This is a genomic window from Niveispirillum sp. FG156 (assembly GCF_057809555.1).
Map to the genome: position 1 here is coordinate 90,432 of NZ_JBMDKE010000020.1, position 22,764 is coordinate 113,195.

A 22,764-nucleotide genomic window follows, 5' to 3' on the forward strand; every position below is an offset into this window, starting at 1 on the left:
AGGGGTTGAAGGGTCATAGGCTTGGACACACGCCCAACGGGCTATCGCCCCAGGCAGGTGTCGTGACAGGTTATCGTGGCCGCCGCTGGCGGCATCTTCGGGCCGCCCTTGTGGCGCTGCCGCTTTTGCTTCCGGCCCCTGACGCCGGGGCCAGGGTGGCGGACAGCCCGGCCTCCCGTGCTGCAACGGTCACCCTGGTCTGCGGCCCGCTGCCCTTCGTGTCGGATGGTAGCGGCTGTGAGCAGGGAATCGGGGCTGAACTGGCGCGTGCCGCCTGTGACCGTGCCCGCCTGACCTGCACCTTTCAGCAGTTCCCCTGGCCCCGCGCCCAGAAAGAGGTGGAGATGCGGCAGGCCGACATTCTGATCGGCCCGTTCCGCACGCCGGAGCGGGAGGCCTGGATGGAGTTCAGCCGCGAACATTTCTATGTCGATCAGATGTGGCTGTTCCGCGCTGTGCCTGACCATGGGCCGATGCCGGGGGCGGATGGCCTGTCACATATCGGCGTGCCCCTGGGCTGGGCGGTTGGCGGCGATCTGGCAAGCCGGACAGGTGTGACGGTGGAAATTGTGCGCACCGTCGATATCGGGCTGAACCTTATCACGGCCGGGCGGCTGGATGCGGTGGCGGCCCATGCCCGTGCCGTGGCCCGCTATCTGGATGAACATCCGGGCGTACGCTTCCTGCCGGTGGGGCAGCCTTTGTCGGTGCAGCGCTCCTACATGGGTTTTTCCAGGACCTTCGCGGGAAGCCTGGAACGCCGCTTGTTCGAGGCGGCTTACGAGTCGCTGCTGGCGGACAGGCTTTACGCTGACATCCTGGCCCGCAACAAGCCGTTCCCGGACATGCGGACAGAAGTGGCCACACGCGGCCATCAGTTCACCAAAGAGCCATAGCACAAGCCCGTTTGGCACCGTGCTGACCGGCGATATTGGCCCGGCTGCTGGCCCCGATCCGCCATAGGATGCCGGCGTTTGATCCGTATCGGAAAGGATTTCAGCGATCATGTCCGGCAAGGAACATCACTATGTCGTCACCGTCACCTGGACCGGCAACCAGGGGACGGGCACCAGCGCCTACCGCGCCTATTCCCGTGACCATCTGATCAGTGCGGGTGAAAAGCCTGCCATCGCCGGTTCGTCCGACCCGTCCTTTCGCGGCGATCCCGCCCGCTGGAACCCGGAAGACCTGCTCGTCGCTTCGCTGTCGGCCTGTCACAAGCTCTGGTACCTGGGCCTGTGTGCGGGTGCCGGCGTGGTCGTCACCGATTATGAGGATCGGGCCGAAGGCTGGATGGTGGAGGAAGGCAGCGGGGCCGGACAATTCACCCGCGTCCTGCTGCGCCCGCGCGTGACGCTGGCGCCAGGGTCGGATGTGGAAAAGGCCCGGCACCTGCACCATAAGGCACATGAAATGTGCTTCATCGCCCGTTCGGTGAATTTTGCCGTCGAGGCCGAGCCGGAGATTGTGGCGCGTAGCGCGGATTAGCGAAGCGTAATCCGCGGAAACTCCGTTGCCGTTGTCCCGCGGATTACGGCATGCGCCTAATCCGCGCTACGTCCGCGGTCGTCCTCTGAGGCGAGGGTGAACGTCCGGTCATGGCGGAGGCTGGGCACCATGCGCCGTGCCTCCGCTACCTTGGACAGGTCCAGGTCGGCGATGATCACGCCCGGCGCCTCACCGGCATCGGCCAGCACCTCGCCCCAGGGGCTGATGATGACGGAATGGCCATAGGTGCCGCGCCCGCCATCATGGATGCCGGTCTGGGCCGGGGCGAGGATAAAACATCCCGTCTCAATGGCCCGCGCCCGCAGCAACACATGCCAGTGCGCCCGGCCCGTGGGCACCGTAAAGGCGGCGGGCACGGTGATGATCGCCGCGCCCGCCTTGGCCAGGGCGCGGTAAAGATAGGCAAAGCGCACATCATAGCAGATGGACAGGCCCAGCCCGCCCCAGGGCGTGTCGGCCACCACCGCCTGCTCCCCAGGACGGTAGGTGGCGCTTTCGCGATATGATTCGCCGCCAGCCAGATCCACATCGAACATGTGGATCTTGTCGTACCGCGCCGTGATCTCACCCTGCGGGCTGATCACGAAGGCGCGGTTGGCAACCCGCCCGTCGGGCAGCAGACAGCCCAGCGTGCCGGTCATGATCCAGGTGCCGGTTTCACGTGCCAGATCGCGGAAGAAGGAGACGCCGGGATGGCTCTCCTCTGGCTTGACGCGGGACAGGATATTCTCGCGCCCCTGCACCATCAGGGACACATTCTCCGGCAGGCAGATCAACTGCGCACCGTCTGCCGCCGCCTGACGCACGAAGATACCCGCCTGTTCCAGGTTGGGCAGAATTTCCGGCCCGGCATTCACCTGAACCAGGGCAACGCGGACGGTGGTGGGGGCGGCGCTGTCGCTCATCTGTCAGGCCCCGATGCCCAGCAGCGGGTTCAACTTGCCGGCCTTGTCCAGGGCGTGGGTATCGTCGCAGCCGCCGATATGCTGTCCGTCGATGAAGACCTGCGGCACGCTGGTGCGGCCGCCGGCCCTGTCGATCATTTCCGGTCGGCGGGCGGGTTCGGCCATGATGTCGATTTCTTCATAGGCCACACCCTTGCTGTCCAGCAGCCGCTTGGCGCGGGTGCAGTAGCCACACCAGGGGCTGGTATAGATCTCGACCTTGGGCGCGGACATGATGATCGGTTCCTGCGTGTGTGATGGTTTGCTGACCATAATATGACGCGGCAAAGCCTCCTGGCAAAGGGCAGGGTGCCGCAATCCCCCCATGCCGGGGATGTCCATGCCCCCTCAGGCGCCGGGCGCCGACATCCGTCGGCTTGGCTTGCGCGGCATGGGCTGCGCGGCGGCAGTCGCCGCCGTACCACCAGTCAAAAATTTTGACTGGTGGTCGTATTCACCGCATCGCCTAAGGTGACAGGCCGCACCACGCGTGCCAGGGTCACGACATCGATGGCGCGTGCCCCGGCACGGCGCAGGACCTTGGCGCATTCGCCCACCGTCGCCCCCGTCGTGAACACGTCGTCGACCAGCAGCACGCGGGCACCCTTCACCGCATCCCGGCACCGGGGATTGACCATGAAGGCCCCTTCGACGTTGCGGGCCCTGCCCTTGGCGGACAGCCCGCCCTGGCTGGGTGTAGCGCGGCGGCGGATAAGAAGGTCGGGCATGGCTACCCGCCCGGTCATCCGCCCCAGGTTGAGTGCCAGCAGGGCCGATTGGTTGTACCGCCGTTTCAGCAGCCGCCAGCGGTGCAGCGGCACCGGCGCGATGACCCCGTCAGCCTCCGTCAGCAGGCCGGCACCTGCCCGCGCCAGCCATTGGGCGAAGGCCGGCGCACAATCGGTCCTGTCGCCATGCTTGAAGCCCAGCACCAGCGACCGGCTGGCATCATCATAGGCAAAGACGGAACGGCAGCGGTCGAACAAGGGCGGATGGGCGATACAGGCGCCGCAGATCAGATCGGGCGTTCCCAGCGGATCGTAATCGAAGGGCAGGCCACACCGGGCGCAGTGGGGGGCCGCGATGAAGCGGATGCCGCGCCAGCATTCCGGGCACAGCGCCCCGACGGCCCCCACCTCCACCCCGCAGGACAGGCAGCGCGGCGGCAGGACAAGGTCCAGCAGCCGCAGCGCCCCCTGGCGCAGCGGGCTGGCTACCCTACTGATGCGTGCAGAAATGTCCGCGAACATGCCGACAGGTTATCAGCAGGCCTGTGCTGCGGCAAGGGCGGGCGGATTGGCAGCACTCTCCCATGCGTGCTGCTAAATTATTGATAATAAACAAATTTATTCACAAATCTGAAAAACTTTGGCAGGCTTTTGTTGGTGGGGCGGCGTGACCGTCCCGGATTGGCGGAAGGAGGTCACATGATCATTTCCCGGTCCACCCTGTCGCGGCAATTGCAGGATTACCGCCTGACCACGGCTGAAATCCTCTATCATATGCCCGACCATCCCGGCCTGCTGCAGACCTATGTCTGGCAGGAACTGGACTTGGCGCCACGTTTTCCGGTTCTGCGCAAATTCCTGGATTTCTGGTCGCACAATCTGGATGGCAAACTGCATTCGGTGCGGGTCGCCAATCTGGACCTGATCAGTCCGGGCCAGATGCGGCATGTCGATGCCCTGATGACGTTGCAGTGATCAGGGCGCCGTGTTGGTGGCGGTTTCGACCAGACGGCGGGCGATCATCCGGCGCTGCCGGTTCATATGGGTATCGACCGGCGCCTGATAGAGGCCGCGCAGCAAGGACCTGTCCCATTCGGTCAAGGCCGTGACGCGCGGTGCCCCCGGCTGAAACAGGTTCAGGATGCTGGGCAGTGCCGCCTCCCCCTCTGCTGCGAAGGCGCCCAAGACCCGCATGCCGACATGGTCCGCCACGGCACCCAGTGGCAGGCCGCGCAATGCGTTGGCATCCAGAACCACCATGGTACGGAAGATGTCGAATCGCGTTTCCTTGCTCAACCGTGACAGGCCGCCTGGGGCCGCGCGAAGGGAGACGGCGGTGGACAGGGCGCCGCCCATGTCCACCGCATCCGGTGTGGTGCCATGTTTGTGGTTCAGCATCGTGACATACCACATCCGCACCGCCCGTTCCCGCTCCAGCGCCTTGCGGACATCGGCGATGGGTACCGGTCTGAACAGCCGCGCCTGCTTTTCCAGCATCAGATCAACCAGACGGTCAGGTTGATCCGTCAGGATCACCAGCACATTGGGCCGGCAATCTGTTTTCGGGGCTGGCATATCGATCAGGGCGGCCACCGCCGATACCCGACGCTGGAAAAGCTCTACCTGCCCCTCGTCGAAGCCACGATAGGCGACACAAATCTGACGGTGCCAGCGGGCCAGCTGCCGGTCACGCGTGTCGGGCAGGGCCTGTCCCACGAACGCCGTGATCTCGGCCTCTTCCGGCGCATCGACCACAATCTCGGGCAGAAGATCAGGGGCCGTTTCCTGTGCCCACCCCGTTGATGGCAGCAGCAGGAGCAGGAACAGTGTCAGTGCGCGACCAATCATTCTCGTCTCCTGTTGCTGCATGTCTGTTCAGGGTTCCGATCCCGCCGTTTCGGTCAGCCGACGTGCGATCTGGCGGCGCTGGCGGTCGGCGGTGGTCGCGGTCGGGGCGATGTACAGTTCGCGCAGAAGGGCGCGGTCCCACTCGGTCAGGGCCAGGGGCCGCGAACCGGCCTTTGTCTGAAACAGCGACAGGATGCTGGGCAGACGACCGCCCTCTGCCTCCCCCATCTGCCCCAGCAGCCGCATGGCGACATGATCGGCCACGGCCTCCAGCGGCAGGCCGGCCAAGCCCTTCACGTCCAGGATGACCATGGAGCGGAACAGATCGGCGCGGGTGGCGCTGGCCAGCCGCGTGGCATTGCCTGGCGCGATCTTGACAGAGGTTATGACGGCACCGCCCTTCATGGCCGCATCCGGTGTGCTGCCGTCGGCACCCATGGTCAGCGCCACGGACCAGACCCGTGCCACATCGCCATCCGCCAGTTTCCGCCGCACCTCCGACGGTTTGGCGGGCGCGAAGATGCCGGGATGCTGCACCAGCATGCGGTCGATCAGCCGATCCGGTGCATCGGTCAGCAGGATGATGGCGTTGGGCTTGCACGCGGCCTTGGCCGGCGGCAGGCCGGCGATGGAGGCCACGTCCTGCAACCGCTTTGTGAACCGGCCTTCCTGATCCGGCGTGAAACCGCGCAGGGTGACGCAGAGCGGCTGATGCCAGCGGGCCAGCTGCTTGCCATGGGTATCGTCCAGCACATCGCCGACAAAGGCCTGGGATGCATCCTCCCCCGGTGCCTGCACCACGATCTCGGGCAGTACCTCCTGCGCCGTGACGGGCAGGGCCAGCAGCGGCAGAAGCAACAGCGGCAGGAGGCGGTGGTGGGGCATGCGGGCGCATCCATGGACGTGATCCCCATCAAGGTCCTGCAACCCGGCCCATCTGTAAACCTGTCCGATCGGCGGAGGCCGCTGCCGGGATGCTTCCCCGGCGGGCCTTACCGTCGCATGATGGGGCAAAGACACCGGAAGGAATGGTCATGATCGAGCTTTACACCGCCGCCACGCCCAACGGGCACAAGGTCTCCTGCACGCTGGAGGAACTGGGCCTGCCCTATAATGTCCATGTCGTGTCGCTGTCGAAGAATGAGCAGAAGGAACCCTGGTTCCTGGGCATGAACCCCAATGGCCGCATCCCCGTCATCGTTGACCGGGCGGAGGATCATACTGTCTTCGAATCGGGCGCCATCATGATCTGGCTGGCGGAAAAGACGGGCCGTCTGATGCCGACCGACGCCAAGGGCCGCAGTCAGGTGCTGCAATGGCTGATGTTTCAGATGGGCGGAGTGGGGCCGATGATGGGGCAGGCCAATGTCTTCCACCGCTATTTCCCGGAAAAGATCCCCGCCGCCATCGACCGGTACCAGAAGGAGACGAAACGCCTGCTGACCGTTCTGGACGGGCGGCTGAAGGATCATGAATTTCTGGCCGGCGATTTCTCCATCGCCGATATCGCCAACTGGTGCTGGGCCAGGACGCATGACTGGTCGGGTGTGGCCATCGATGACCTGCCGCACCTGTCGCGCTGGATCGCGCAACTGGATGCCCGACCGGGCTGTGCCGCCGGCCTGCTAAAGCCGCCCAAGAATGTGACGGCGGCCGAACTGGTGCAGTCGGCGCAGAATATCGTGGTGAGATAAGGGGTCACCCCTCCCGCCGGCGGCGCAGCAGGACGTAGTACGCCCCGCCGCCGCCATGCTGTGGCTGGGCCTGATGAACCGACAGGATGAGCGGGCCCACATCCGCCTCGCGCAGCCAGCGGGGAACAGACAGGCGCAGCACGCCCTCGCCGCGCGGCATCTGACCCTTGCCGGTGATGACCAGGACCATGCGCCGGCCGGCGGCATGGGACCGGCGGATGAAGCCGGAAAGGGCGTGATGCGCCTCGCTCTGCGTCATGCCATGCAGGTCGATGCGGCCATCAATGCCCATCCGGCCCTTGCGCACCTTTTCATCCGTCCGCCTGTCCACCCCCGGTATCCGGCCCAGAAGGGAAGGGGCCAGTTGCACGCTGACCTTGCCCTTTTCCTTCAGCGGGACACTGCGCAGCAGCTCGGCCAGCCGTTCGGCAGGGGCGGCAACGGGGGCGGCGGGCAAGGGGATGGCGGGTTTTGCCGTCACCAGACGGGTCGCCACGGGCTCCGCCGCCGCCTTCACCGCCGGCTTCTTTGGCGGGGCGGATTTACGCTTGGCAGCGATGGGCGTGGCATCGCGGACTACGGTATGCCAGAGGTCCAGCTCGGCATCCGTGGGCATTTTGGGGCGGCGATTATCGGTCATGCCGTGGCGGGGTCCGGTTCGCCCACCAGGATGATCTGCACCCGGCCCGGCCCGTGCGCATGGGGCAGGGAGGTCTGTTCGATGTCCGCCGTGCGCGACGGCCCTGTCACCATGTTGACGGTGCGCGGCATGCCCAGGCCGCGTGCCTGCTGCCGGATGGCAAGGCCGTGCCAGGCTTCCTCATAGGTGCCGACAATATGGTGCAAAGGCAGGATCACGATATGGATGCGTGGCAGGAAAAGAAGGCTGGTCGCCTGATCGGACCCGCTGGGTATCACCAGCGTGCCGGTTTCCGCAACGCCGGCCAGGGCCGTGGTGACGCCGACCTGATCCCCGGCCTGCGCACGGCCAAACGCCAACGACAGGCTGGGCCGCCGGTCCCAGGGGATGGCGCGCAGCCAGGGATCAGGCGCCACCCGCACCTGCAAGCCATGCCCCAGGCCCGACAGATAGTCGGCGACGGCGTGCGGCACACGGGCCGGATCGGCCACCCGTTCCACGCCCGCCCCCACCGTCGTCGCCATTTTCGTGAACAGCTCAATCAGGCCCAGCGCCGTCAGCCCCTTTACCCGGCCCGGCGTGGGATGGGCGGGCGGGGTTGCCAGGCGGGCGGCCACATCGGCGGCGGCGCGGCCTTCATCGCGTCCCCCCGCCTGTGCTGCGGCGCGGATGTGGCCCAGGATGGCACTGCGGCTATCCATGGCGGCGATCCTTGTACAGCGACTGGAAGGTGCGGCCCTGCGGTGCGGGGAAGTCGCGGGTCCCGGTCCAGCCGCCGGCCAGCGGCAGCGATTTGAATGACCCTTCCTTGCCCATCCACCCCATCACCCGCATGGCGATGGCGGTGACAAGGCGGTATAGGCGTGGCCGTTTGGCGAACAGCGCCCAGGCCCACAATCCCTGCCGCACGGAAGGGGGTGACAGGCGCCTTTCAAACTCCACCTCGCGCCAGCGATGCATGATCTTGGGCAGGGGGATTTTGACCGGGCACACACTTTCGCATTTGCCGCAGAAGGTGCTGGCGTTCGGCAAATGCCGCGCCTCCTTCACCCCGATCAGGGCGGGATCCAATGCTGCCCCGATAGGTCCCGGATAGACCCAGCCATAAGCATGGCCGCCGACCGCGTGATAGACGGGGCAATGGTTCATGCAGGCGCCGCAACGGATGCAGCGCAGCACCTCCTGCATCTCCGTGCCCAACAGGGCGGAGCGGCCATTATCCAGCAGCACGACATGGAACTCACGCGGCCCGTCCGCGTCATCCGCCCGGCGCGGGCCGGTGGAGAAGGTGGTATAGGCCGTGATCTCCTGCCCCGTGGCAGAGCGCGCCAGCAGGCGCAGCATCAAGGTGGCGTCCGCTAGCGTCGGCACCACCTTCTCGATCCCGGTCAGCACGATGTGACAGCGGGGCAGGGTCTGTGTCAGATCGCCATTGCCCTCATTCGTGACAATGATGGTGCTGCCCGTTTCCGCCACCAGGAAATTGGCGCCCGTGATGCCGATATCGGCATTCAGGAACACATCGCGCAACTCCCCCCGCGCCTCCGCCAGAAGGTCGGTCGGCTGATCCAGGGGGCGGTCGGGGGGCAGATGGGTGTGGGTGCGGCGGAAATCGGCGGCCACCTGTTCCTTGGACAGGTGCAGGGCCGGGGCCACGATGTGGCTGGGCACCTCCCCCCTTATTTGCAGGATATATTCGCCCAGGTCGGTTTCGACCGCTTTGATCCCGGCTGCCTCCAGCGCGGCATTCAGGCCGATCTCCTCCGACACCATCGACTTGCCCTTGGCGATCAGGCGGGCGTCGCGTTCCGTCGCCAGTCGCAGGATGATGGACCGCGCCTCCGCCGCGTCGCGCGCCCAATGCACATGGCCGCCGCTGTCGCGCACCTGCGCTTCAAACGCTTCCAGATAATGGTCAAGATGGGAAAGCGTATGGTCCTTTACCGCCTTGGCGGCGTCGCGCAGGGCCTCGAATTCCGGCAGGTTGGCGACGGCGCGGGCGCGGTTGACGGGAAAGCCCGTCTTGAACTTGGTCAGCGCCCGGCGCAGGTCCGGATCGGTCAGGGCGTCTGCGGCGCGGGCGGGAAAATCGGCGGAATGTGGCTGCATCACCCCTCCGCCCGGCCGATGGGGGCCGTGTCGGGATCACCGGCCAGCACCTCTGCCACATGCCGCACATCGATATCATGGCCCAGGCGCGACAGGCGGCCCGCCATGTTCATCAGGCAGCCGAGATCACCGGCCAGCAGTGTATCGGCCCCCGTGGCGACAATCGCCTCCACCTTCTCATTCACCATATGGGTGGAGATGTCGGGATATTTCACACAGAAGGTGCCGCCAAAGCCACAGCAGACATCCGCCCCCTGCATCTCCGTCAGGTCGACGCCGGGCAGGCTGGCCAGCAGGCGGCGGGGCTGTTCCTTCACCCCCATCTCTCGCAGGCCCGAACAGCTGTCATGATAGGTGACGGTGCCGGCAAAGCCGGGGATGGCCGTGTCCATGCCCATGATGTCGGTCAGGAACCGCGTCAGTTCCCAGGTGCGGTCGGCCAGTGCCGTGGCCCGCGCGGCCCAGGCCGGATCATCGCGGAACAGTTCCGGGTAATGTTTGCGCAGCATGCCCGAACAGGACCCGGACGGTGCGACCACATAATCACAGCCCTCGAACGCCTGGATCATGGTCCTTGCCAGCGCCTCCGCCGTGGTCCGGTCGCCATTGTTCCAGGCCGGCTGCCCGCAGCAGCTTTGCGATGGCACGGTGACCTGACACCCGGCGCGTTCCAGCAAGGTGACCGCCGCGAACCCCACCGCCGGGCGGAACAAATCCACCAGACAGGTGACCAGCAGGCCGACTTTGGGCGGATTTGCAGGGGGCATGCGGGCAGGGTCCGTCGCCGATCAGGGAGGTGCGCAGAGTACATGATCTGGGGCGCGGGCGTGGCGAAAAAAGGGGCCGGATCAAGCCTTTGCCCTGTCAGGCTCCGGTATCGTGCGGATGCTGGGGCAGGGTCCAGGCACCGCTGCGCAGCTTCTCCTCGAACTGCCGCCCCAGGTCACCCAGGCTGGTCTGTGCCAACCGCGACACAAGCAGGGTGCGCGCGGCGGACAGGCTGTCCTCCAGCGCCTGATTGACGGCCTGTTCCACCAGACAGGTGGGGTTGTCCACCGACGGGCCGATGGCGAAAAGCTGTGGCTCGCCCAGCGCCTGATAGATGTCCAGCAGGCTGATCGCGTCCAGTGGGCGGGCCAGGACCCAGCCGCCGCCATGCCCCTTTTCTGACCTGACCAGCCCTTGCTGACGCAGGCCCGCCATGGTCCGGCGCACCACCACGGGGTTGGTATTCAGCATGGCGGCCAGCGTTTCGGACGTGGCTGCCCCTTCCAGCCGATCCATGTGGATCAGGGCATGCAGCATGCGGGAAAGGCGGCTGTCGGGTCGCATGGTTCTGCTTACCGCATGCCGGTTTTCGTAACAAGAGATGTTGCGTAATTCCGCTATCGCCTCCATCATGTAACTTATGAAGTAACATGATGGAGGCGATAATGCTTCATGACGTGATTATCATCGGTGGCGGCTTTGCCGGGCTGGCCGCCGCCATGCCCCTGACGCGGGCGCGGCGGCGCGTGCTGCTGATCGATGCGGGGCAGCCGCGCAACCGGTTCGCGGCGCATTCCCATGGGTTCCTGGGGCAAGACGGGGTGGCACCGGTGGACATCCAAGCACGCGGCATGGCCGAACTGTCCGCCTATCCGACCTTCACCCTGGTGCGGGGGGAGGTGGTGGGGGCGGGGGGCACTCCGGATGCCTTTACTGTCACCCTGGCGGATGGCAGCACCCTTGAGGGCCGGCGTCTGATCCTGGCCACCGGCGTGCGGGATGAATTGCCGGCCATTCCGGGCATGAAGGAACGCTGGGGCGTGGGTGCCCTGCATTGCCCCTATTGCCATGGTTGTGAGGTGGCGGGGCAGCCACTTGGCGTTCTGGGCACCCAGGCCGGATCGGATATGAAGGTGCTGCTGGTGTCGGATTGGGGGCCTGTCACCCTGTTCACCCAGGACGCGTTCTTGCCAGGGGCGGAGATGATGGCGCGGCTGAGCGAACGCGGTATCACCGTGGAAAGGGTGCCGATCACGGAAATGCTGGGCGAGGCACCGTCACTGTCGGCGGTGAAGCTGGCCGATGGGCGGGTTCTGCCCCTGGCCGCCCTGTTCGTCGGACCCCGCACCCATATGGCCAGCCCCCTGGCCCTGCAATTGGGCTGCGCCTTTGAGGAGGGGCATAGCGGCCCCTATCTGCGGATCAATGAGGGCAAGGAAACCAGCGTGCCCGGCATCTTCGCGGCGGGTGACGCCACCATGCAGATGCACAGCGCCACCTTGTCGGTGGCGTCGGGTATGCTTGCGGGGGTGGGGGCACACCGGTCGCTGCTGGGGCTTTGATCGGACCTACAGCTTCACGGGCATGGCGGGCAGGCGGCAGCGGATGGTGCTGCCATTCTGCCCGTCGCTTTCAATCTCAACCGCACCGCCATGCAGTTCCACGAAGCTCTTCACCAGCGACAGGCCCAGGCCAGCACCGCCCGACCCTGTATTGCCGGCGGCCCCGCGTTCGAACCGTTCGAAGACGCGGCTCTGTTCCTCGCTGGTGATGCCCAGGCCGGTATCGGCGACGCCCAGCACGACCTGATCGCCCTGCCGTTCCGCTGACAGGGTGATGCGGCCGCCGGCGGGGGTGAACTTGATGGCGTTGGAGACAAGGTTGAACAAGGCCTGTTTCAGCCGCTTCTCGTCCCCCTGCATGGCCCCGACATGGTCGGGAACATCGACGCGCAGGTCCAGCCCCTGCTTGCGGGCCCAGTCGCGGGTCAATCCTGCGACCGAATGCAGAAGCTGGGGAATGTCGAACTGTTCTTGTTCCAGCACCATGAACCCGGCCTCGATGGTGGCCAGATCCAGAATGTCATTGACCAGGGACAAGAGGCGCCGGCTCGCCTCCAGCACGCCCTTGGCATATTCCTGCTGCCGGTTGTTCAGCGGCCCGAAATACTGATTATGCAGGATTTCAGCGAAGCCCATGATGGCGTTCAGCGGCGTGCGCAGCTGATAGGAGACGTTGGCGATGAATTCCGCCTTCAACCGGTCGGCCGCCTCCAGTGCCTCGTTGCTGGAGCGCAGCGCCGTCTCCACCTTGTCGCTGTCGGTAACGTCCAGGCAGGAGAACAGCACCGCCCCGTCGGGCAGCGGCACCAGGGCATAGCGCAGGACCGATCCATCGACCCGGCGCATGATGCCGGCATCCGCGGCGCGTTCCAGCAGGCGGCTGACCAGCCGGTCCCGCTCCTGATCCCAATCCCCGCCTTCATCCAAAAGCGGGCGCACGAAATCGACCAGCCGGTTGGCATGCGGCTCGCCCCGCACCTGTTCGGCATCGACGGACCAGAGGCGCTGGAAGGCCGGGTTGCAGAGTTTCAGGCGGCCATCGCCGCCGAACACGGCCACCCCCTCCGCCAGATTGTCCAGCGTCTCCTGCTGCACAGCCATCAGGGTGTTGTAGGAGCTTTCCAGGGCCAGGGTGTGGGTCACATCCTCCGCCACGAACATCAGTCCACCAAACGGATGCGGCACCACGAGGGAGCGCAGCGTCCGCCCGTCGGGCAGATGCATCAGCTCTTCCATCGGTTCGATCAGCGAGGTGAACAGGCCCAGCTGCTGCTTCTTCCAGCGCGGGAAATCCGCCTCTTCCGTCAGCTTGCGGCGGTCACGCAGGTCTTCCAGCACCTCGCCAAAGGTTGGTTCCTCCGCCAGCCAGCCCGTATCCATGTCCCACAGCCGCGCAAAGGCGTGGTTATGGAACTTGATCCGCATGTCGGGGCCATAGATGGCAATGGCGGAGCCCAGCTGGTGCAGCACCTCGCCATGCGCATCGATATGGCGGGTCAGCTCGTCTTTCAGGCCGCGTTCGGTGGTCCGGTCCACGGCCATGCCGATCATGCAGCCCTGCGGCAGGGGGACCTCGGTCAGTTGGAACAGACGGCGGTCGCCATCCACCACCAGGAACCGTTCCTCGCTCTGCGCCGCCCCCGTCTCCCGCGCGCGCTGAGCCAGGTCGCGGGGCGCGCCGAACAGGCCGCCGCCGGGCAGTTCGCGGCCTGCCTCCAGCACCTGTTCCGGGCTGCTGTCCAGCAGGTTGGCATAGGCCTGATTGCACCAGTCCAGGTCCAGCGAAGCATTGCGCCGCCAGAGCGGGATGGGCAGGGTGGACAGAAGGCAACGCAGCTTTTCCAGCTCCATCGCCTGCGCACCTTGCAATTCCTGACGGCGCACCTGTTCCTGGCCCTGCGGTGTGACATCGCGCAGCCAGAGCAGATGAAGGGCGGTACCATCCGTCGCCTTGCCCCGCCGGCCACTGGCCAGGAAGAAGGCGGAGCCGTCGGCAAGCCGGACATTGATCTGGAAGGGCTGCCCACTGTCGGTCAGATGGCGGAAGGAACCGTGCAGAGCGGCGGCATCGCTAGGCGCCAGCGCCTGCTCCACATCCTCCAGCCCGCGCACCTGTTCCAGGCCCAGTAGGGCCGCGAATCCGGCGGACTGCGCCAGATCGCCATCGTTGCCCAGGGCGAACCAGGCATCGGGGCTGGCATCCATCAGGGCCAGCAGACGGGCATTCTCCGTCCGCGTCTCCTGCATATCCAGTTCCCGCCCCCGGCCCCAGGCCAGAAGCCGCAGGAACATGGCGGCGATGGTCAAAAGCAGGGCCAGCGTCAGCAGGCCGAGCACGGGGGATTGCGCTTCCCACAGGGGAAGCAGCATCCAGCCGATCGCAGCCAGCCCCAGCAGGGCGGCACCGGCGATCGCGATGACATGGGCGACAGCGGGCTTCACAATGGGCCAGAGTGTAGGGGGTGAAACCATTGAAATGCAAGCATCAGGGGGCAGAGCCGGGGCCAGGGTGGGACTGTCCCATGGTGCCCATGCTTGACGTTGTCCGCCGCCTGCCCACATAGCAGGGCGTGTTCTTCCTTCCTTTGCCTTGAGTGAGCCCGATGACCGGCAATCCAAACCCCCACGACCCTATCCAGTGGCATGGCACCACCATCATTTCTGTCCGCAAGGATGGGCAGGTGGTCATCGCCGGTGACGGCCAGGTGTCGATGGGGCAGACGGTGATGAAGTCCAATGCCCGCAAGGTCCGCCGCTTGGCGGGCGGGTCCGTCATGGCCGGATTCGCCGGCGCCACCGCCGATGCCTTCGCCCTGTTCGAACGGCTGGAAGCCAAGCTGGAGCAGCATCCGGGGCAGTTGACCCGTGCGGCGGTGGAAATGGCCAAGGATTGGCGCACCGACCGCTATCTGCGCCGTCTGGAGGCGCTGATGGCCGTGGCGGACAAGGATGTGTCCCTGGTCATCACCGGCAATGGTGACGTTCTGGAACCCGAGGACGGCATTATCGGTATCGGATCTGGCGGCTCCTATGCCCTGGCGGCGGCCCGCGCGCTCAAAGATATTGATGGTTTCGATGCCGAAATGATCGCCCGGCGCGCGATGAAAGTGGCCGCCGACATCTGTGTCTATACCAACCATTCGGTCACGCTGGAGAAGATGTGATGAGTGCCACCGCCTTCTCCCCGCGTGAGATCGTTTCGGAACTGGATCGATTTATTGTCGGCCAGAACGAGGCCAAGCGCGCCGTCGCCATCGCGCTGCGCAACCGTTGGCGTCGTCAGCAATTGACCGGCCAGATGCGTGAGGAAGTATATCCCAAGAACATCCTCATGATCGGCCCGACCGGCGTGGGCAAGACCGAGATCGCGCGGCGTCTGGCCAAGCTGGCCCAGGCCCCGTTCGTGAAGGTGGAGGCCACCAAGTTCACCGAAGTCGGCTATGTCGGTCGCGACGTGGAACAGATCATCCGTGATCTGGTCGAAGCCGCCATCGTCATGACCCGCACCCGCCTGCGCCAGGAAGTGGCCGCCAAGGCCGAATTGCATGCCGAGGAACGGGTGCTGGACGCGCTGGTTGGTGACGGGGCGGGTGCGGAGACCCGCGCCAAGTTCCGCAAGATGCTGCGCGAAGGCACGCTGAACGACCGGGAGATCGAGGTGCAGGTGGCCGACAATGCCGTTCCCGGCATGCCGACCTTCGATGTGCCCGGCATGCCGGGCGCCCAGATGGGCATGGTCAATCTGGGTGACATTTTCGGCAAGGCCTTTGGTGGCGGTCGCACCAAGACCCGCAAGATGAGCGTGTCTGAAAGCTATGAAGTGCTGATGGCCGAGGAAAGCGACAAGCTTCTCGATAATGAGAAGGTGGTCGCCGAGGCTATCCATGCGGTGGAGCAGAACGGCATCGTCTTCCTGGACGAGATCGACAAGATCTGTGCGCGTGGCGAACATCGCGGTGGTGGCGACGTGTCGCGTGAAGGCGTGCAGCGCGACCTGCTGCCCCTGATTGAGGGCACGGTGGTGTCCACCAAGCATGGGGCCGTGAAGACCGACCATATCCTGTTCATCGCGTCCGGCGCCTTCCATGTCGCCAAGCCCAGCGACCTGCTGCCGGAATTGCAGGGCCGTCTGCCCATCCGCGTGAATTTACAGCCGCTCACCCAGGCCGATTTCCGCCGCATCCTGACGGAGCCGGAATGCAGCCTGATCAAGCAATATGTGGCCCTGCTGAAGACGGAGGAGGTCGAACTGGTCTTCACCGACGACGCCATTGACGAACTGGCCCGGCTGGCCGCTGAGATCAACCGGACGGTAGAGAATATCGGCGCCCGCCGCCTGCACACTGTGATGGAGCGACTGCTGGAGGAAATCAGCTTCGCTGCGACGGAAAAGAGCGGGGAGGTGATCACGGTGGATGCCGCCTATGTCCGTCAGCAGTTGGACGGCTTGTCGCAGAATACCGATCTGTCGAAGTTCATTTTGTAATGACAGGAAGGTTCAGTGCAGTGACTCTAAGTGAAGATGCAGACAAACAGCTTGAGAAGCCTTACGTCCTATGTGTTGATGTCGGTGGCCCAACAAAGATTGGCTGGGCTGATTCTAAAGGGCTGTGTGGAACCGGGGAGAGCTTAGGCGAGGCCTTGGACCAGCTAGCGATCCATCTTCTCTCCGGGCGACCGGTCGCGCTAGGTTTCGAAGCTCCGATCTGGACACCGGTTCGCGTCGAACTTGGACGGATCACAAGTCGTCGCGGAGGAGTTGAGATAACCTATAATCGCGCCTGGTCGGCAGGTGCTGGCGCTGGCGCACTTGGTGCTGCGTTGGCACTAATGCCATGGTGCTTACGCAGAATTGCTTTACGAGCGGGGCCCGTAGCGACAACGATCGATCCGCAGCACTTTCGCACAGCCGGGGGTCTGTTGATCTGGGAGGCGTTTGTCAGCGGGGCAATGAAGACGACTGGCGGATCTCACAATGACGATGCCCGGCTTGCGTGTGACGCATTTGTGAACCGATGGCCGGACCTTAGCTCCGACATACCAGCGGAATCAGCAATTAATCATGCGGTTTCTTCCGCGATGGTAGCTGGACTGTCGGTTCACGAGAGCGAATTGGCAAAATCAGCCCTTGTTGTGGGCGTTAATGCCAAGACGTGAACATTGGGTAAACCAATTGGAAGGATAAATGGCGGAGAGGGTGGGATTCGAACCCACGGTACCCTTGCAGGTACTTCGGTTTTCGAGACCGACGCGTTCGACCACTCCGCCACCTCTCCGCATGACCCCGCCGCGCATGATTTCCGGCGGTCAACCGGGGCGTCCTGGCGAAGTGGCGCGGAAGCTACACAAACAGCCGACGCGATGCAACAGTCCTTTTTTGTCGCATCGCTACAATATATAAGGAACTCCATGCGGCGGATGGGCCCCACCCTTGCAGGGCGCGGGGGTCCAGGACCCCAGGAAAAGAGTCGGTTCCTGGTTGACAGCCCGTCTCGGACAGGTATATTCCGCCGCCTCTGGAAACGGAGCCTCTTTGGCTGCCGTATTCCTTTTTGCGGCAGAATGGAAGGGGCCATCCCATTGGCGGGGGTTCCCGGATCTTTAAGAAGTGGTGGTTAGAATGTTCGCAGTCATCCGCACCGGCGGTAAGCAGTACAAGGTCGCGGCCGGCGACGTCATTCGGGTTGAGAAGCTGGCCGGTGAGGCTGGCGCCTCCCTGAAGCTGGACGAAGTCCTGCTGGTCAGCAACGAGGGCACCACCACCGTCGGTACGCCCCTGATCGCCAATGCCGTCGTCACGGCTGACGTTGTCGCCCAGGATCGCAACGACAAGATCATCATCTTCAAGAAGAAGCGCCGCCAGAACTACCGCCGGAAGAATGGCCATCGTCAGGAAGTGACGGTGCTGCGCATCACCGGTATCCAGGCCTGAGCGCCTTTTTGAAGCATTCGGTAAGGAGTAACTACCATGGCACATAAAAAGGCAGGCGGTTCGTCCCGCAATGGTCGCGATACCGCTGGTCGCCGTCTGGGCGTCAAGCGCTTCGGCGGTGAGCTGGTTCTGGCCGGCAATATCCTGGTCCGTCAGCGCGGCACCAAGTTCCATGCTGGCGAGAATGTCGGCATCGGCAAGGACCACACGCTGTTCGCGCTGGTTCACGGCAATGTCGAGTTCAAGACCGGCCTGAAGGGCCGCACCTTCGTGGCCGTCAACGAAGTCAGCTTCGATGACGAGCCGGCGATTGCTGCCGAGTAAGGTCTGTCCATCGGCCTTTGGGCCGGTGACCGGAATTTGACGGGTCGGGGGAGCGGGCAACCGTTCCCCCGATTTGTTTTGTTTGGCATTTGGTTGCCGGTGGGGCTTTGAACTCAACAAGCCCGCTTGCCCAACCTTGCTACCCCCGCGAAGGCAGGGGTCCTGGGGGACAAGGGCCGGCGTTGGGGTCCTGTGGCCCCTGGGTCCCCGCTTTCGCGGGGAAGGCAATTGATGGTGCGGGCGGGTTTCGCTGTCTGTGGCCGTTTTCTCTCTTTGATCCTTTGCGTGCGGTGCCGCCATGAAGTTCCTTGATCAGTGCAAAATCTACCTGCGTAGCGGTGATGGCGGGCCGGGTGCGGTGGCGTTCCGGCGTGAGAAGTTCATCCCCTTCGGCGGGCCGGATGGCGGCAATGGCGGGCGTGGCGGCGATGTGGTGATCGAGGCCGTGGACGGCCTGAACACGCTGATCGACTATCGCTATCAGCAGCATTTCAAGGCCAAGAAGGGCGACCATGGCATGGGGTCGTCGCGCAATGGCGGTCGTGGCGCCGATGCGGTGCTGCGCGTCCCCGTGGGGACCCAGGTGCTGGATGAGGATCAGGAAACGGTCATCGCCGACATGACCGAGGCCGGTCAGCGCATCGTGCTGCTGAAGGGCGGCGATGGTGGATTCGGTAACGAGCATTTCAAGACCAGCACCAACCGTGCCCCCCGCAATTTCGGCCCCGGCTGGCCGGGGGAGGAGCGCTGGGTCTGGCTGCGTCTGAAGCTGATCGCCGATGCCGGGCTTCTGGGCCTGCCCAATGCCGGCAAGAGCACCTTCCTGGCCGCGGTCAGCCGTGCGCGGCCCAAGATCGCCGATTACCCCTTCACGACCCTGGTGCCCAACCTGGGCGTGGTGAAGGCCGGCGAGGAAGAATTCGTCATCGCCGATATCCCCGGCCTGATCGAAGGTGCGCATGAAGGCCACGGCCTGGGCACCCGTTTCCTGGGCCATGTGGAGCGCACGCGCGTGCTGCTGCACCTGATCGATGGTACGCAGGAAGATGTGCAACTGGCCTACCGCACCATCCGCCGCGAGCTGCGCATGTATGGCGGCGGTCTGGCCGACAAGAAGGAAATCGTCGTCCTGAACAAGGTCGATGCATTGACCGAGGAAGAGATCGAGTTCAAGCGCACCAAGCTGCGCAGGTCGGCCAAGAAGCCCGTGTTCGTGATGTCGGGTGCGGCGGGCGAGGGCGTGCAGGAAGTGCTCTACGCCCTGCTGAACATCATCAAGGAAGGCCGTGCCGAAGAAGGCATGGCGGCGGAAGAGGCGGCGTACAGGGCGCGGTATCGGCCGATTGAGGAGTGAGCGGTGGGGGGGCTGTTGCTCCCTCACCCTCCCACCCGCTGACACGGGCGGGCCCCTCCCTCTCCCACATTCGTGGGCGAGGGAGGAAGTTTTTGCCCCTTGCCCGCACGGCGGGAGAGGGAGGGGTCCATTGGCGCCAGCCAATGGGAGGGTGAGGGAGCTCCCTTGTCCCGCCCCATGCACCCCATCGCCCCCGCCCATCCGTGCTGCGGCGTTGACAGGTCGTCAAACATCCCTATCTTGCAGCAATCGAACGGCGGCCCCTGGTTTGCCGTGCCCTTTGTCATGCGGAAAGGCTCCCTCACGGGGGTGACGGCGTTGAAGAAGAAGCTGTTCATCAAGACCTATGGCTGCCAGATGAATGTCTATGACAGCGACCGCATGGCCGATGTCCTGGGGCCGCTGGGCTATGAGCCGACGGATACGCCCGACGGCGCCGACATGGTGATCCTGAACACCTGCCATATCCGCGAAAAGGCATCGGAAAAGGTCTATTCCGAGCTGGGCCGCATCCGGCACCTTCAGAATGAGAAGGCGGCGGACGGTGGGCGCATGGTCGTTGCGGTTGCCGGCTGCGTGGCACAGGCGGAGGGGGCGGAGATCATGATGCGTGCCCCGCATGTCGATATGGTGTTCGGGCCGCAGACCTATCACCAGCTGCCCGAGATGGTGACACGCGCGGTGCGCGGGGCCGGCGGGGTGGTGAATACCGACTTCCCGGTGGAGAGCAAGTTCGACCTGTTGCCCGAGGAAAGCGCCAAGCCGCAGGGGCCGGCGGCGTTCCTGTCCGTGCAGGAAGGCTGCGACAAGTTCTGCACCTTCTGCGTCGTCCCCTACACGCGCGGGTCGGAGTACAGCCGCCCCGTGGGTCAGGTGCTGAACGAGGCCCGGCGGCTGGTGTCGCATGGCGTGCGGGAGATCACCCTGCTGGGCCAGAATGTGAATGCGTTTCATGGTGAGGCTGCGGACGGCAGCGTCTGGGGCCTGGGGCGTCTGATCCGCGCGCTGGCAGAGATCGAGGGGCTGGAGCGTATCCGCTATACCACCAGCCACCCGCGCGACATGGATGATGACCTGATCGACGCGCATGGTACGGTACCGCAACTGATGCCGTTCCTGCATCTGCCGGTACAGTCGGGCAGCGACCGTATCCTGGCGGCCATGAACCGCAAGCATACGGGCGATGATTACCGCCGCCTGATCGACCGGCTGCGCGCGCGTCAGCCCGATCTGGCCCTGTCGTCGGATTTCATCACGGGCTTTCCCGGTGAGACGGATCAGGATTTCGCCGACACGCTGCGCCTGATAACCGATATCGGCTATGCCCAGGCCTATAGCTTCAAATATTCTGCCCGTCCGGGCACGCCCGCCGCCGGTCTGGAAGGCCGTCAGGTGGACGAAAAGGTGAAGGATGAGCGGTTGCAGGCGGTTCAGCAGCTGCTGAACGCCCAGCAGGTGGCCTTTAACCAGACCATGATCGGGCGGAACCTGACAGTGCTGTTCGACCGGGTGGGTAAGTTGGAGGGTCAGTTGCTGGGCCGTAGCGCGTATATGCAGTCGGTCTATGTGCAGGCGCCGGCCCGGTTGATGGGCCAGATGGTGGAGGTGCATGTCACCGGCGCCTTCGCCAACAGTCTGTCCGGCCATGTTGTGACTGGTGAAACCATGAGTCAGGCCGCCCGCCCGGCGGTGGAGGCACACGCTTGACCAACCTGGAACTGTCGTTCGACGATAACCGCCTGCTGCCGCTGCTGTTCGGGGAGCATGGCCAGTTCCTGACACGGCTGGAAAAGCAGACGGGCACGCGGCTGATGTCGCGCGGCAATGTGCTGTCCATCGCCGGTGATGATGAATCCGCCCAGGCCGCGCGGGCCGCCATTCTGGCCCTGTGGGACCGGGTGAAGGCTGGCATGCCCGTGGGACCGGGGGAGGTGGATGCCGCCGCCCGTCTGGCCATCAGTGCGGACGTGCTGAGCAGCGGCAATGCGCTCGCCCAACTGTCGGACCCGCGCGCGGGCCTGAAGACCAAGCGCCGCACCATCACCCCGCGCAGCGCCACCCAGGCGCGCTATCTTGAGGCGCTGGCCGAAAGCGAGCTAGTGTTCGGTCTTGGCCCCGCCGGAACGGGCAAGACCTATCTGGCCGTGGCGCAGGCGGTCAGCCTGCTGATGCAGGGTTCCATCGAACGCATCATCCTGTCGCGCCCGGCGGTGGAGGCGGGGGAGCGTCTGGGTTTCCTGCCCGGCGATATGAAGGAGAAGGTCGATCCCTATCTCCGCCCGCTCTATGACGCGCTGCATGACATGCTGCCGGGGGATCAGGTCACCAAGCGGCTGGAGACCGGGGTCATCGAAGTGGCGCCGCTGGCCTTCATGCGCGGTCGCACGCTGGCCCATGCCTTCGTCATCCTGGACGAGGCGCAGAACACCACGCCCATGCAGATGAAGATGTTCCTGACCCGTCTGGGTGAGGGAAGTCGGATGGTGGTGACGGGCGATGTCACCCAGATCGACCTGCCCACCGGACAGAAATCTGGCCTTCGCGAGGCACTGACCATCCTGCGCGGGGTGGAAGGCGTGTCCTTCGTTGAGTTTACCGACCAGGATGTTGTGCGCCACCCGCTGGTGGGCCGCATCGTCCGGGCCTATGACGCGGCTGATCGCGCGCGGGAAGGGGCGTGAACATGCCGGATCGTGTCGAGATTGCGCTGTCCATCGAGGATGAGCGCTGGGAAGCGTCGGTTGCCGACGTGGAAATGTTGTGCGAGCGCTCGGCCCGCTCCGCCCTGGCGGCGGCGCATGCCCAGGACCCGGACTGGCTGCCCGTAGGCCCGATTGAGATGTCGGTGATCCTGGCCGATGACAATACGGTTCAGGAACTGAACAAGAATTATCGCGGCAAGGACAAGCCCACCAACGTCCTGTCCTTCGCCCTTTACGCCGATGGCGGCGATGAAGAGGGCGAGGAGGAGGATTATGAGGATGAAGAACAGGAAGAAGACGAGCCTGATGACGGCGATGTGGAATTCCTGTCGCCAGAGGCCCCGGTTCCTGTAATATTGGGCGATGTGATTCTGGCGTTTGAAACGGTGGAACGCGAGGCGCGTGAGCAGCGCAAAGCCTTTGCCGACCATCTGGCCCACCTTGTGACCCACGGCGTTCTGCATCTCCTGGGTTACGACCATATTGAGGATTCCGAGGCCGAACAGATGGAACGGCTGGAAACCCAGATACTGTCGGGGCTTGGTATCGCCGACCCCTATGCCGGGCTGCCGGAAGGACACCGCGCGCCTGATGATCCCGGCGGCTCCGCCGCGAATGGTCCCGGCGGCTCCGCCGCGAATGGTCCCGGC

24 protein-coding genes and 1 tRNA gene are annotated in these 22,764 nt (G+C 64.8%); 13 read left to right on the forward strand and 12 right to left on the reverse strand.

What is annotated here, in order from left to right:
- The first annotated feature begins 62 nt into the window (after positions 1-62).
- Both ACODSP_RS14450 and ACODSP_RS14455 read left to right on the forward strand, forming a co-directional pair.
- The gene (locus ACODSP_RS14450; RefSeq protein ID WP_488966270.1) at positions 63-896 is read left to right on the forward strand and encodes a substrate-binding periplasmic protein; all 834 of its coding nucleotides are present in this window, start codon (positions 63-65) and stop codon (positions 894-896) included.
- Between the two features lie 109 nt (positions 897-1,005).
- A complete protein-coding gene (locus ACODSP_RS14455) occupies positions 1,006-1,488 on the forward strand; it encodes an OsmC family protein (RefSeq protein WP_488966271.1) in 483 nt (160 codons plus the stop codon).
- A 56-nt stretch (positions 1,489-1,544) separates the two neighbouring features.
- Here ACODSP_RS14455 and ACODSP_RS14460 read toward each other — a convergent pair whose 3' ends face one another.
- The 3 genes from ACODSP_RS14460 to ACODSP_RS14470 all read right to left on the reverse strand — a co-directional run bounded on the left by ACODSP_RS14460 (position 1,545) and on the right by ACODSP_RS14470 (position 3,703).
- A complete protein-coding gene (locus ACODSP_RS14460) occupies positions 1,545-2,414 on the reverse strand; it encodes a carbon-nitrogen hydrolase family protein (RefSeq protein ID WP_488966272.1) in 870 nt (289 codons plus the stop codon).
- A 3-nt stretch (positions 2,415-2,417) separates the two neighbouring features.
- Positions 2,418-2,687, reverse strand: coding sequence for a glutaredoxin 3 (grxC, locus tag ACODSP_RS14465; protein ID WP_054165988.1), 270 nt, complete (start codon positions 2,685-2,687; stop codon positions 2,418-2,420).
- Positions 2,688-2,881: 194 nt separating this feature from the next.
- Positions 2,882-3,703 (reverse strand): double zinc ribbon domain-containing protein, encoded by an 822-nt coding sequence (locus ACODSP_RS14470; RefSeq protein ID WP_488966273.1) that lies wholly within the window; start codon positions 3,701-3,703, stop codon positions 2,882-2,884.
- Between the two features lie 177 nt (positions 3,704-3,880).
- Between ACODSP_RS14470 and ACODSP_RS14475 the strand changes: the two genes are divergently transcribed.
- Positions 3,881-4,156 carry an usg protein gene (locus tag ACODSP_RS14475; protein WP_488966274.1) on the forward strand — a complete coding sequence of 92 codons (276 nt, stop codon included), beginning with the start codon at positions 3,881-3,883 and terminating at the stop codon, positions 4,154-4,156.
- On the opposite strand, the gene ACODSP_RS14480 is transcribed toward ACODSP_RS14475, so the two are convergent.
- Both ACODSP_RS14480 and ACODSP_RS14485 read right to left on the reverse strand, forming a co-directional pair.
- A complete protein-coding gene (locus ACODSP_RS14480; protein ID WP_488966275.1) occupies positions 4,157-5,029 on the reverse strand; it encodes a hypothetical protein in 873 nt (290 codons plus the stop codon). It lies immediately after the preceding gene.
- Positions 5,030-5,056: 27 nt separating this feature from the next.
- Positions 5,057-5,914, reverse strand: coding sequence for a hypothetical protein (locus ACODSP_RS14485; protein WP_488966276.1), 858 nt, complete (start codon positions 5,912-5,914; stop codon positions 5,057-5,059).
- Positions 5,915-6,063: 149 nt separating this feature from the next.
- Between ACODSP_RS14485 and ACODSP_RS14490 the strand changes: the two genes are divergently transcribed.
- Positions 6,064-6,723, forward strand: coding sequence for a glutathione S-transferase family protein (locus ACODSP_RS14490; RefSeq protein ID WP_488966277.1), 660 nt, complete (start codon positions 6,064-6,066; stop codon positions 6,721-6,723).
- Between the two features lie 4 nt (positions 6,724-6,727).
- Here the strand turns inward: ACODSP_RS14490 and ACODSP_RS14495 are convergent, their stop codons facing one another.
- From ACODSP_RS14495 to ACODSP_RS14515, 5 genes are all read right to left on the reverse strand, one after another.
- Positions 6,728-7,363, reverse strand: a complete 636-nt coding sequence (locus ACODSP_RS14495) for a Smr/MutS family protein (protein ID WP_488966278.1) — start codon at positions 7,361-7,363, stop codon at positions 6,728-6,730.
- The gene (locus ACODSP_RS14500; protein WP_488966279.1) at positions 7,360-8,064 is read right to left on the reverse strand and encodes a LutC/YkgG family protein; all 705 of its coding nucleotides are present in this window, start codon (positions 8,062-8,064) and stop codon (positions 7,360-7,362) included. Before ACODSP_RS14500 ends, ACODSP_RS14495 begins: the two co-directional genes overlap by 4 nt.
- Positions 8,057-9,472, reverse strand: a complete 1,416-nt coding sequence (locus ACODSP_RS14505; protein ID WP_488966280.1) for a LutB/LldF family L-lactate oxidation iron-sulfur protein — start codon at positions 9,470-9,472, stop codon at positions 8,057-8,059. Before ACODSP_RS14505 ends, ACODSP_RS14500 begins: the two co-directional genes overlap by 8 nt.
- Positions 9,472-10,239 carry a (Fe-S)-binding protein gene (locus ACODSP_RS14510; protein ID WP_488966281.1) on the reverse strand — a complete coding sequence of 256 codons (768 nt, stop codon included), beginning with the start codon at positions 10,237-10,239 and terminating at the stop codon, positions 9,472-9,474. Before ACODSP_RS14510 ends, ACODSP_RS14505 begins: the two co-directional genes overlap by 1 nt.
- Before the next feature lie 97 nt (positions 10,240-10,336).
- Positions 10,337-10,804 (reverse strand): Rrf2 family transcriptional regulator, encoded by a 468-nt coding sequence (locus ACODSP_RS14515; RefSeq protein WP_488966282.1) that lies wholly within the window; start codon positions 10,802-10,804, stop codon positions 10,337-10,339.
- Positions 10,805-10,905: 101 nt separating this feature from the next.
- On the opposite strand from ACODSP_RS14515, the gene ACODSP_RS14520 reads away from it, so the two are divergent.
- On the forward strand, positions 10,906-11,802 hold the full coding sequence (locus ACODSP_RS14520) for an NAD(P)/FAD-dependent oxidoreductase (protein ID WP_488966283.1): 897 nt from the start codon (positions 10,906-10,908) through the stop codon (positions 11,800-11,802).
- 6 nt (positions 11,803-11,808) lie between these two features.
- Here ACODSP_RS14520 and ACODSP_RS14525 read toward each other — a convergent pair whose 3' ends face one another.
- The gene (locus ACODSP_RS14525; RefSeq protein WP_488966284.1) at positions 11,809-14,274 is read right to left on the reverse strand and encodes a PAS domain-containing sensor histidine kinase; all 2,466 of its coding nucleotides are present in this window, start codon (positions 14,272-14,274) and stop codon (positions 11,809-11,811) included.
- Between the two features lie 131 nt (positions 14,275-14,405).
- Here ACODSP_RS14525 and hslV point away from each other — a divergent pair, with 131 nt between their 5' ends.
- Positions 14,406-14,966 (forward strand): ATP-dependent protease subunit HslV, encoded by a 561-nt coding sequence (hslV, locus tag ACODSP_RS14530; RefSeq protein ID WP_102111999.1) that lies wholly within the window; start codon positions 14,406-14,408, stop codon positions 14,964-14,966.
- Entirely contained in the window at positions 14,966-16,288 is a 1,323-nt protein-coding gene (gene hslU / locus ACODSP_RS14535) for an ATP-dependent protease ATPase subunit HslU (protein WP_488966285.1), read from the forward strand. Before hslV ends, hslU begins: the two co-directional genes overlap by 1 nt.
- Before the next feature lie 700 nt (positions 16,289-16,988).
- Here hslU and ACODSP_RS14540 read toward each other — a convergent pair.
- Positions 16,989-17,078: transfer RNA gene (locus ACODSP_RS14540), tRNA-Ser, on the reverse strand.
- A 344-nt stretch (positions 17,079-17,422) separates the two neighbouring features.
- On the opposite strand from ACODSP_RS14540, the gene rplU reads away from it, so the two are divergent.
- The 6 genes from rplU to ybeY all read left to right on the forward strand — a co-directional run.
- A complete protein-coding gene (gene rplU / locus ACODSP_RS14545; RefSeq protein WP_054165740.1) occupies positions 17,423-17,734 on the forward strand; it encodes a 50S ribosomal protein L21 in 312 nt (103 codons plus the stop codon).
- A gap of 36 nt (positions 17,735-17,770) precedes the next feature.
- A complete protein-coding gene (gene rpmA, locus ACODSP_RS14550) occupies positions 17,771-18,058 on the forward strand; it encodes a 50S ribosomal protein L27 (protein ID WP_054165741.1) in 288 nt (95 codons plus the stop codon).
- A gap of 298 nt (positions 18,059-18,356) precedes the next feature.
- The gene (gene obgE / locus ACODSP_RS14555; protein WP_488966286.1) at positions 18,357-19,412 is read left to right on the forward strand and encodes a GTPase ObgE; all 1,056 of its coding nucleotides are present in this window, start codon (positions 18,357-18,359) and stop codon (positions 19,410-19,412) included.
- A 318-nt stretch (positions 19,413-19,730) separates the two neighbouring features.
- A complete protein-coding gene (gene miaB / locus ACODSP_RS14560; RefSeq protein WP_488966290.1) occupies positions 19,731-21,119 on the forward strand; it encodes a tRNA (N6-isopentenyl adenosine(37)-C2)-methylthiotransferase MiaB in 1,389 nt (462 codons plus the stop codon).
- Positions 21,116-22,093, forward strand: a complete 978-nt coding sequence (locus ACODSP_RS14565) for a PhoH family protein (protein WP_488966287.1) — start codon at positions 21,116-21,118, stop codon at positions 22,091-22,093. Before miaB ends, ACODSP_RS14565 begins: the two co-directional genes overlap by 4 nt.
- 2 nt (positions 22,094-22,095) lie before the next feature.
- Positions 22,096-22,764 (forward strand): rRNA maturation RNase YbeY (gene ybeY / locus ACODSP_RS14570; protein WP_488966288.1); only part of this gene is annotated, 669 nt, incomplete at its 3' end.

Excerpts from the sequence above, each read along its gene's own strand:
- ACODSP_RS14455 (WP_488966271.1), top strand. The coding sequence starts at position 1,006 with ATGTCCGGCAAGGAACATCACTATGTCGTCACCGTCACCTGGACCGGC.
- ACODSP_RS14460 (WP_488966272.1), bottom strand. The coding sequence starts at position 2,414 with ATGAGCGACAGCGCCGCCCCCACCACCGTCCGCGTTGCCCTGGTTCAG.
- grxC (WP_054165988.1), bottom strand. The coding sequence starts at position 2,687 with ATGTCCGCGCCCAAGGTCGAGATCTATACCAGCCCCTGGTGTGGCTAC.
- ACODSP_RS14470 (WP_488966273.1), bottom strand. The coding sequence starts at position 3,703 with ATGTTCGCGGACATTTCTGCACGCATCAGTAGGGTAGCCAGCCCGCTG.
- ACODSP_RS14475 (WP_488966274.1), top strand. The coding sequence starts at position 3,881 with ATGATCATTTCCCGGTCCACCCTGTCGCGGCAATTGCAGGATTACCGC.
- ACODSP_RS14480 (WP_488966275.1), bottom strand. The coding sequence starts at position 5,029 with ATGATTGGTCGCGCACTGACACTGTTCCTGCTCCTGCTGCTGCCATCA.
- ACODSP_RS14485 (WP_488966276.1), bottom strand. The coding sequence starts at position 5,914 with ATGCCCCACCACCGCCTCCTGCCGCTGTTGCTTCTGCCGCTGCTGGCC.
- ACODSP_RS14490 (WP_488966277.1), top strand. The coding sequence starts at position 6,064 with ATGATCGAGCTTTACACCGCCGCCACGCCCAACGGGCACAAGGTCTCC.
- ACODSP_RS14495 (WP_488966278.1), bottom strand. The coding sequence starts at position 7,363 with ATGACCGATAATCGCCGCCCCAAAATGCCCACGGATGCCGAGCTGGAC.
- ACODSP_RS14500 (WP_488966279.1), bottom strand. The coding sequence starts at position 8,064 with ATGGATAGCCGCAGTGCCATCCTGGGCCACATCCGCGCCGCAGCACAG.
- ACODSP_RS14505 (WP_488966280.1), bottom strand. The coding sequence starts at position 9,472 with ATGCAGCCACATTCCGCCGATTTTCCCGCCCGCGCCGCAGACGCCCTG.
- ACODSP_RS14510 (WP_488966281.1), bottom strand. The coding sequence starts at position 10,239 with ATGCCCCCTGCAAATCCGCCCAAAGTCGGCCTGCTGGTCACCTGTCTG.
- ACODSP_RS14515 (WP_488966282.1), bottom strand. The coding sequence starts at position 10,804 with ATGCGACCCGACAGCCGCCTTTCCCGCATGCTGCATGCCCTGATCCAC.
- ACODSP_RS14520 (WP_488966283.1), top strand. The coding sequence starts at position 10,906 with ATGCTTCATGACGTGATTATCATCGGTGGCGGCTTTGCCGGGCTGGCC.
- ACODSP_RS14525 (WP_488966284.1), bottom strand. The coding sequence starts at position 14,274 with ATGGTTTCACCCCCTACACTCTGGCCCATTGTGAAGCCCGCTGTCGCC.
- hslV (WP_102111999.1), top strand. The coding sequence starts at position 14,406 with ATGACCGGCAATCCAAACCCCCACGACCCTATCCAGTGGCATGGCACC.
- hslU (WP_488966285.1), top strand. The coding sequence starts at position 14,966 with ATGAGTGCCACCGCCTTCTCCCCGCGTGAGATCGTTTCGGAACTGGAT.
- rplU (WP_054165740.1), top strand. The coding sequence starts at position 17,423 with ATGTTCGCAGTCATCCGCACCGGCGGTAAGCAGTACAAGGTCGCGGCC.
- rpmA (WP_054165741.1), top strand. The coding sequence starts at position 17,771 with ATGGCACATAAAAAGGCAGGCGGTTCGTCCCGCAATGGTCGCGATACC.
- obgE (WP_488966286.1), top strand. The coding sequence starts at position 18,357 with ATGAAGTTCCTTGATCAGTGCAAAATCTACCTGCGTAGCGGTGATGGC.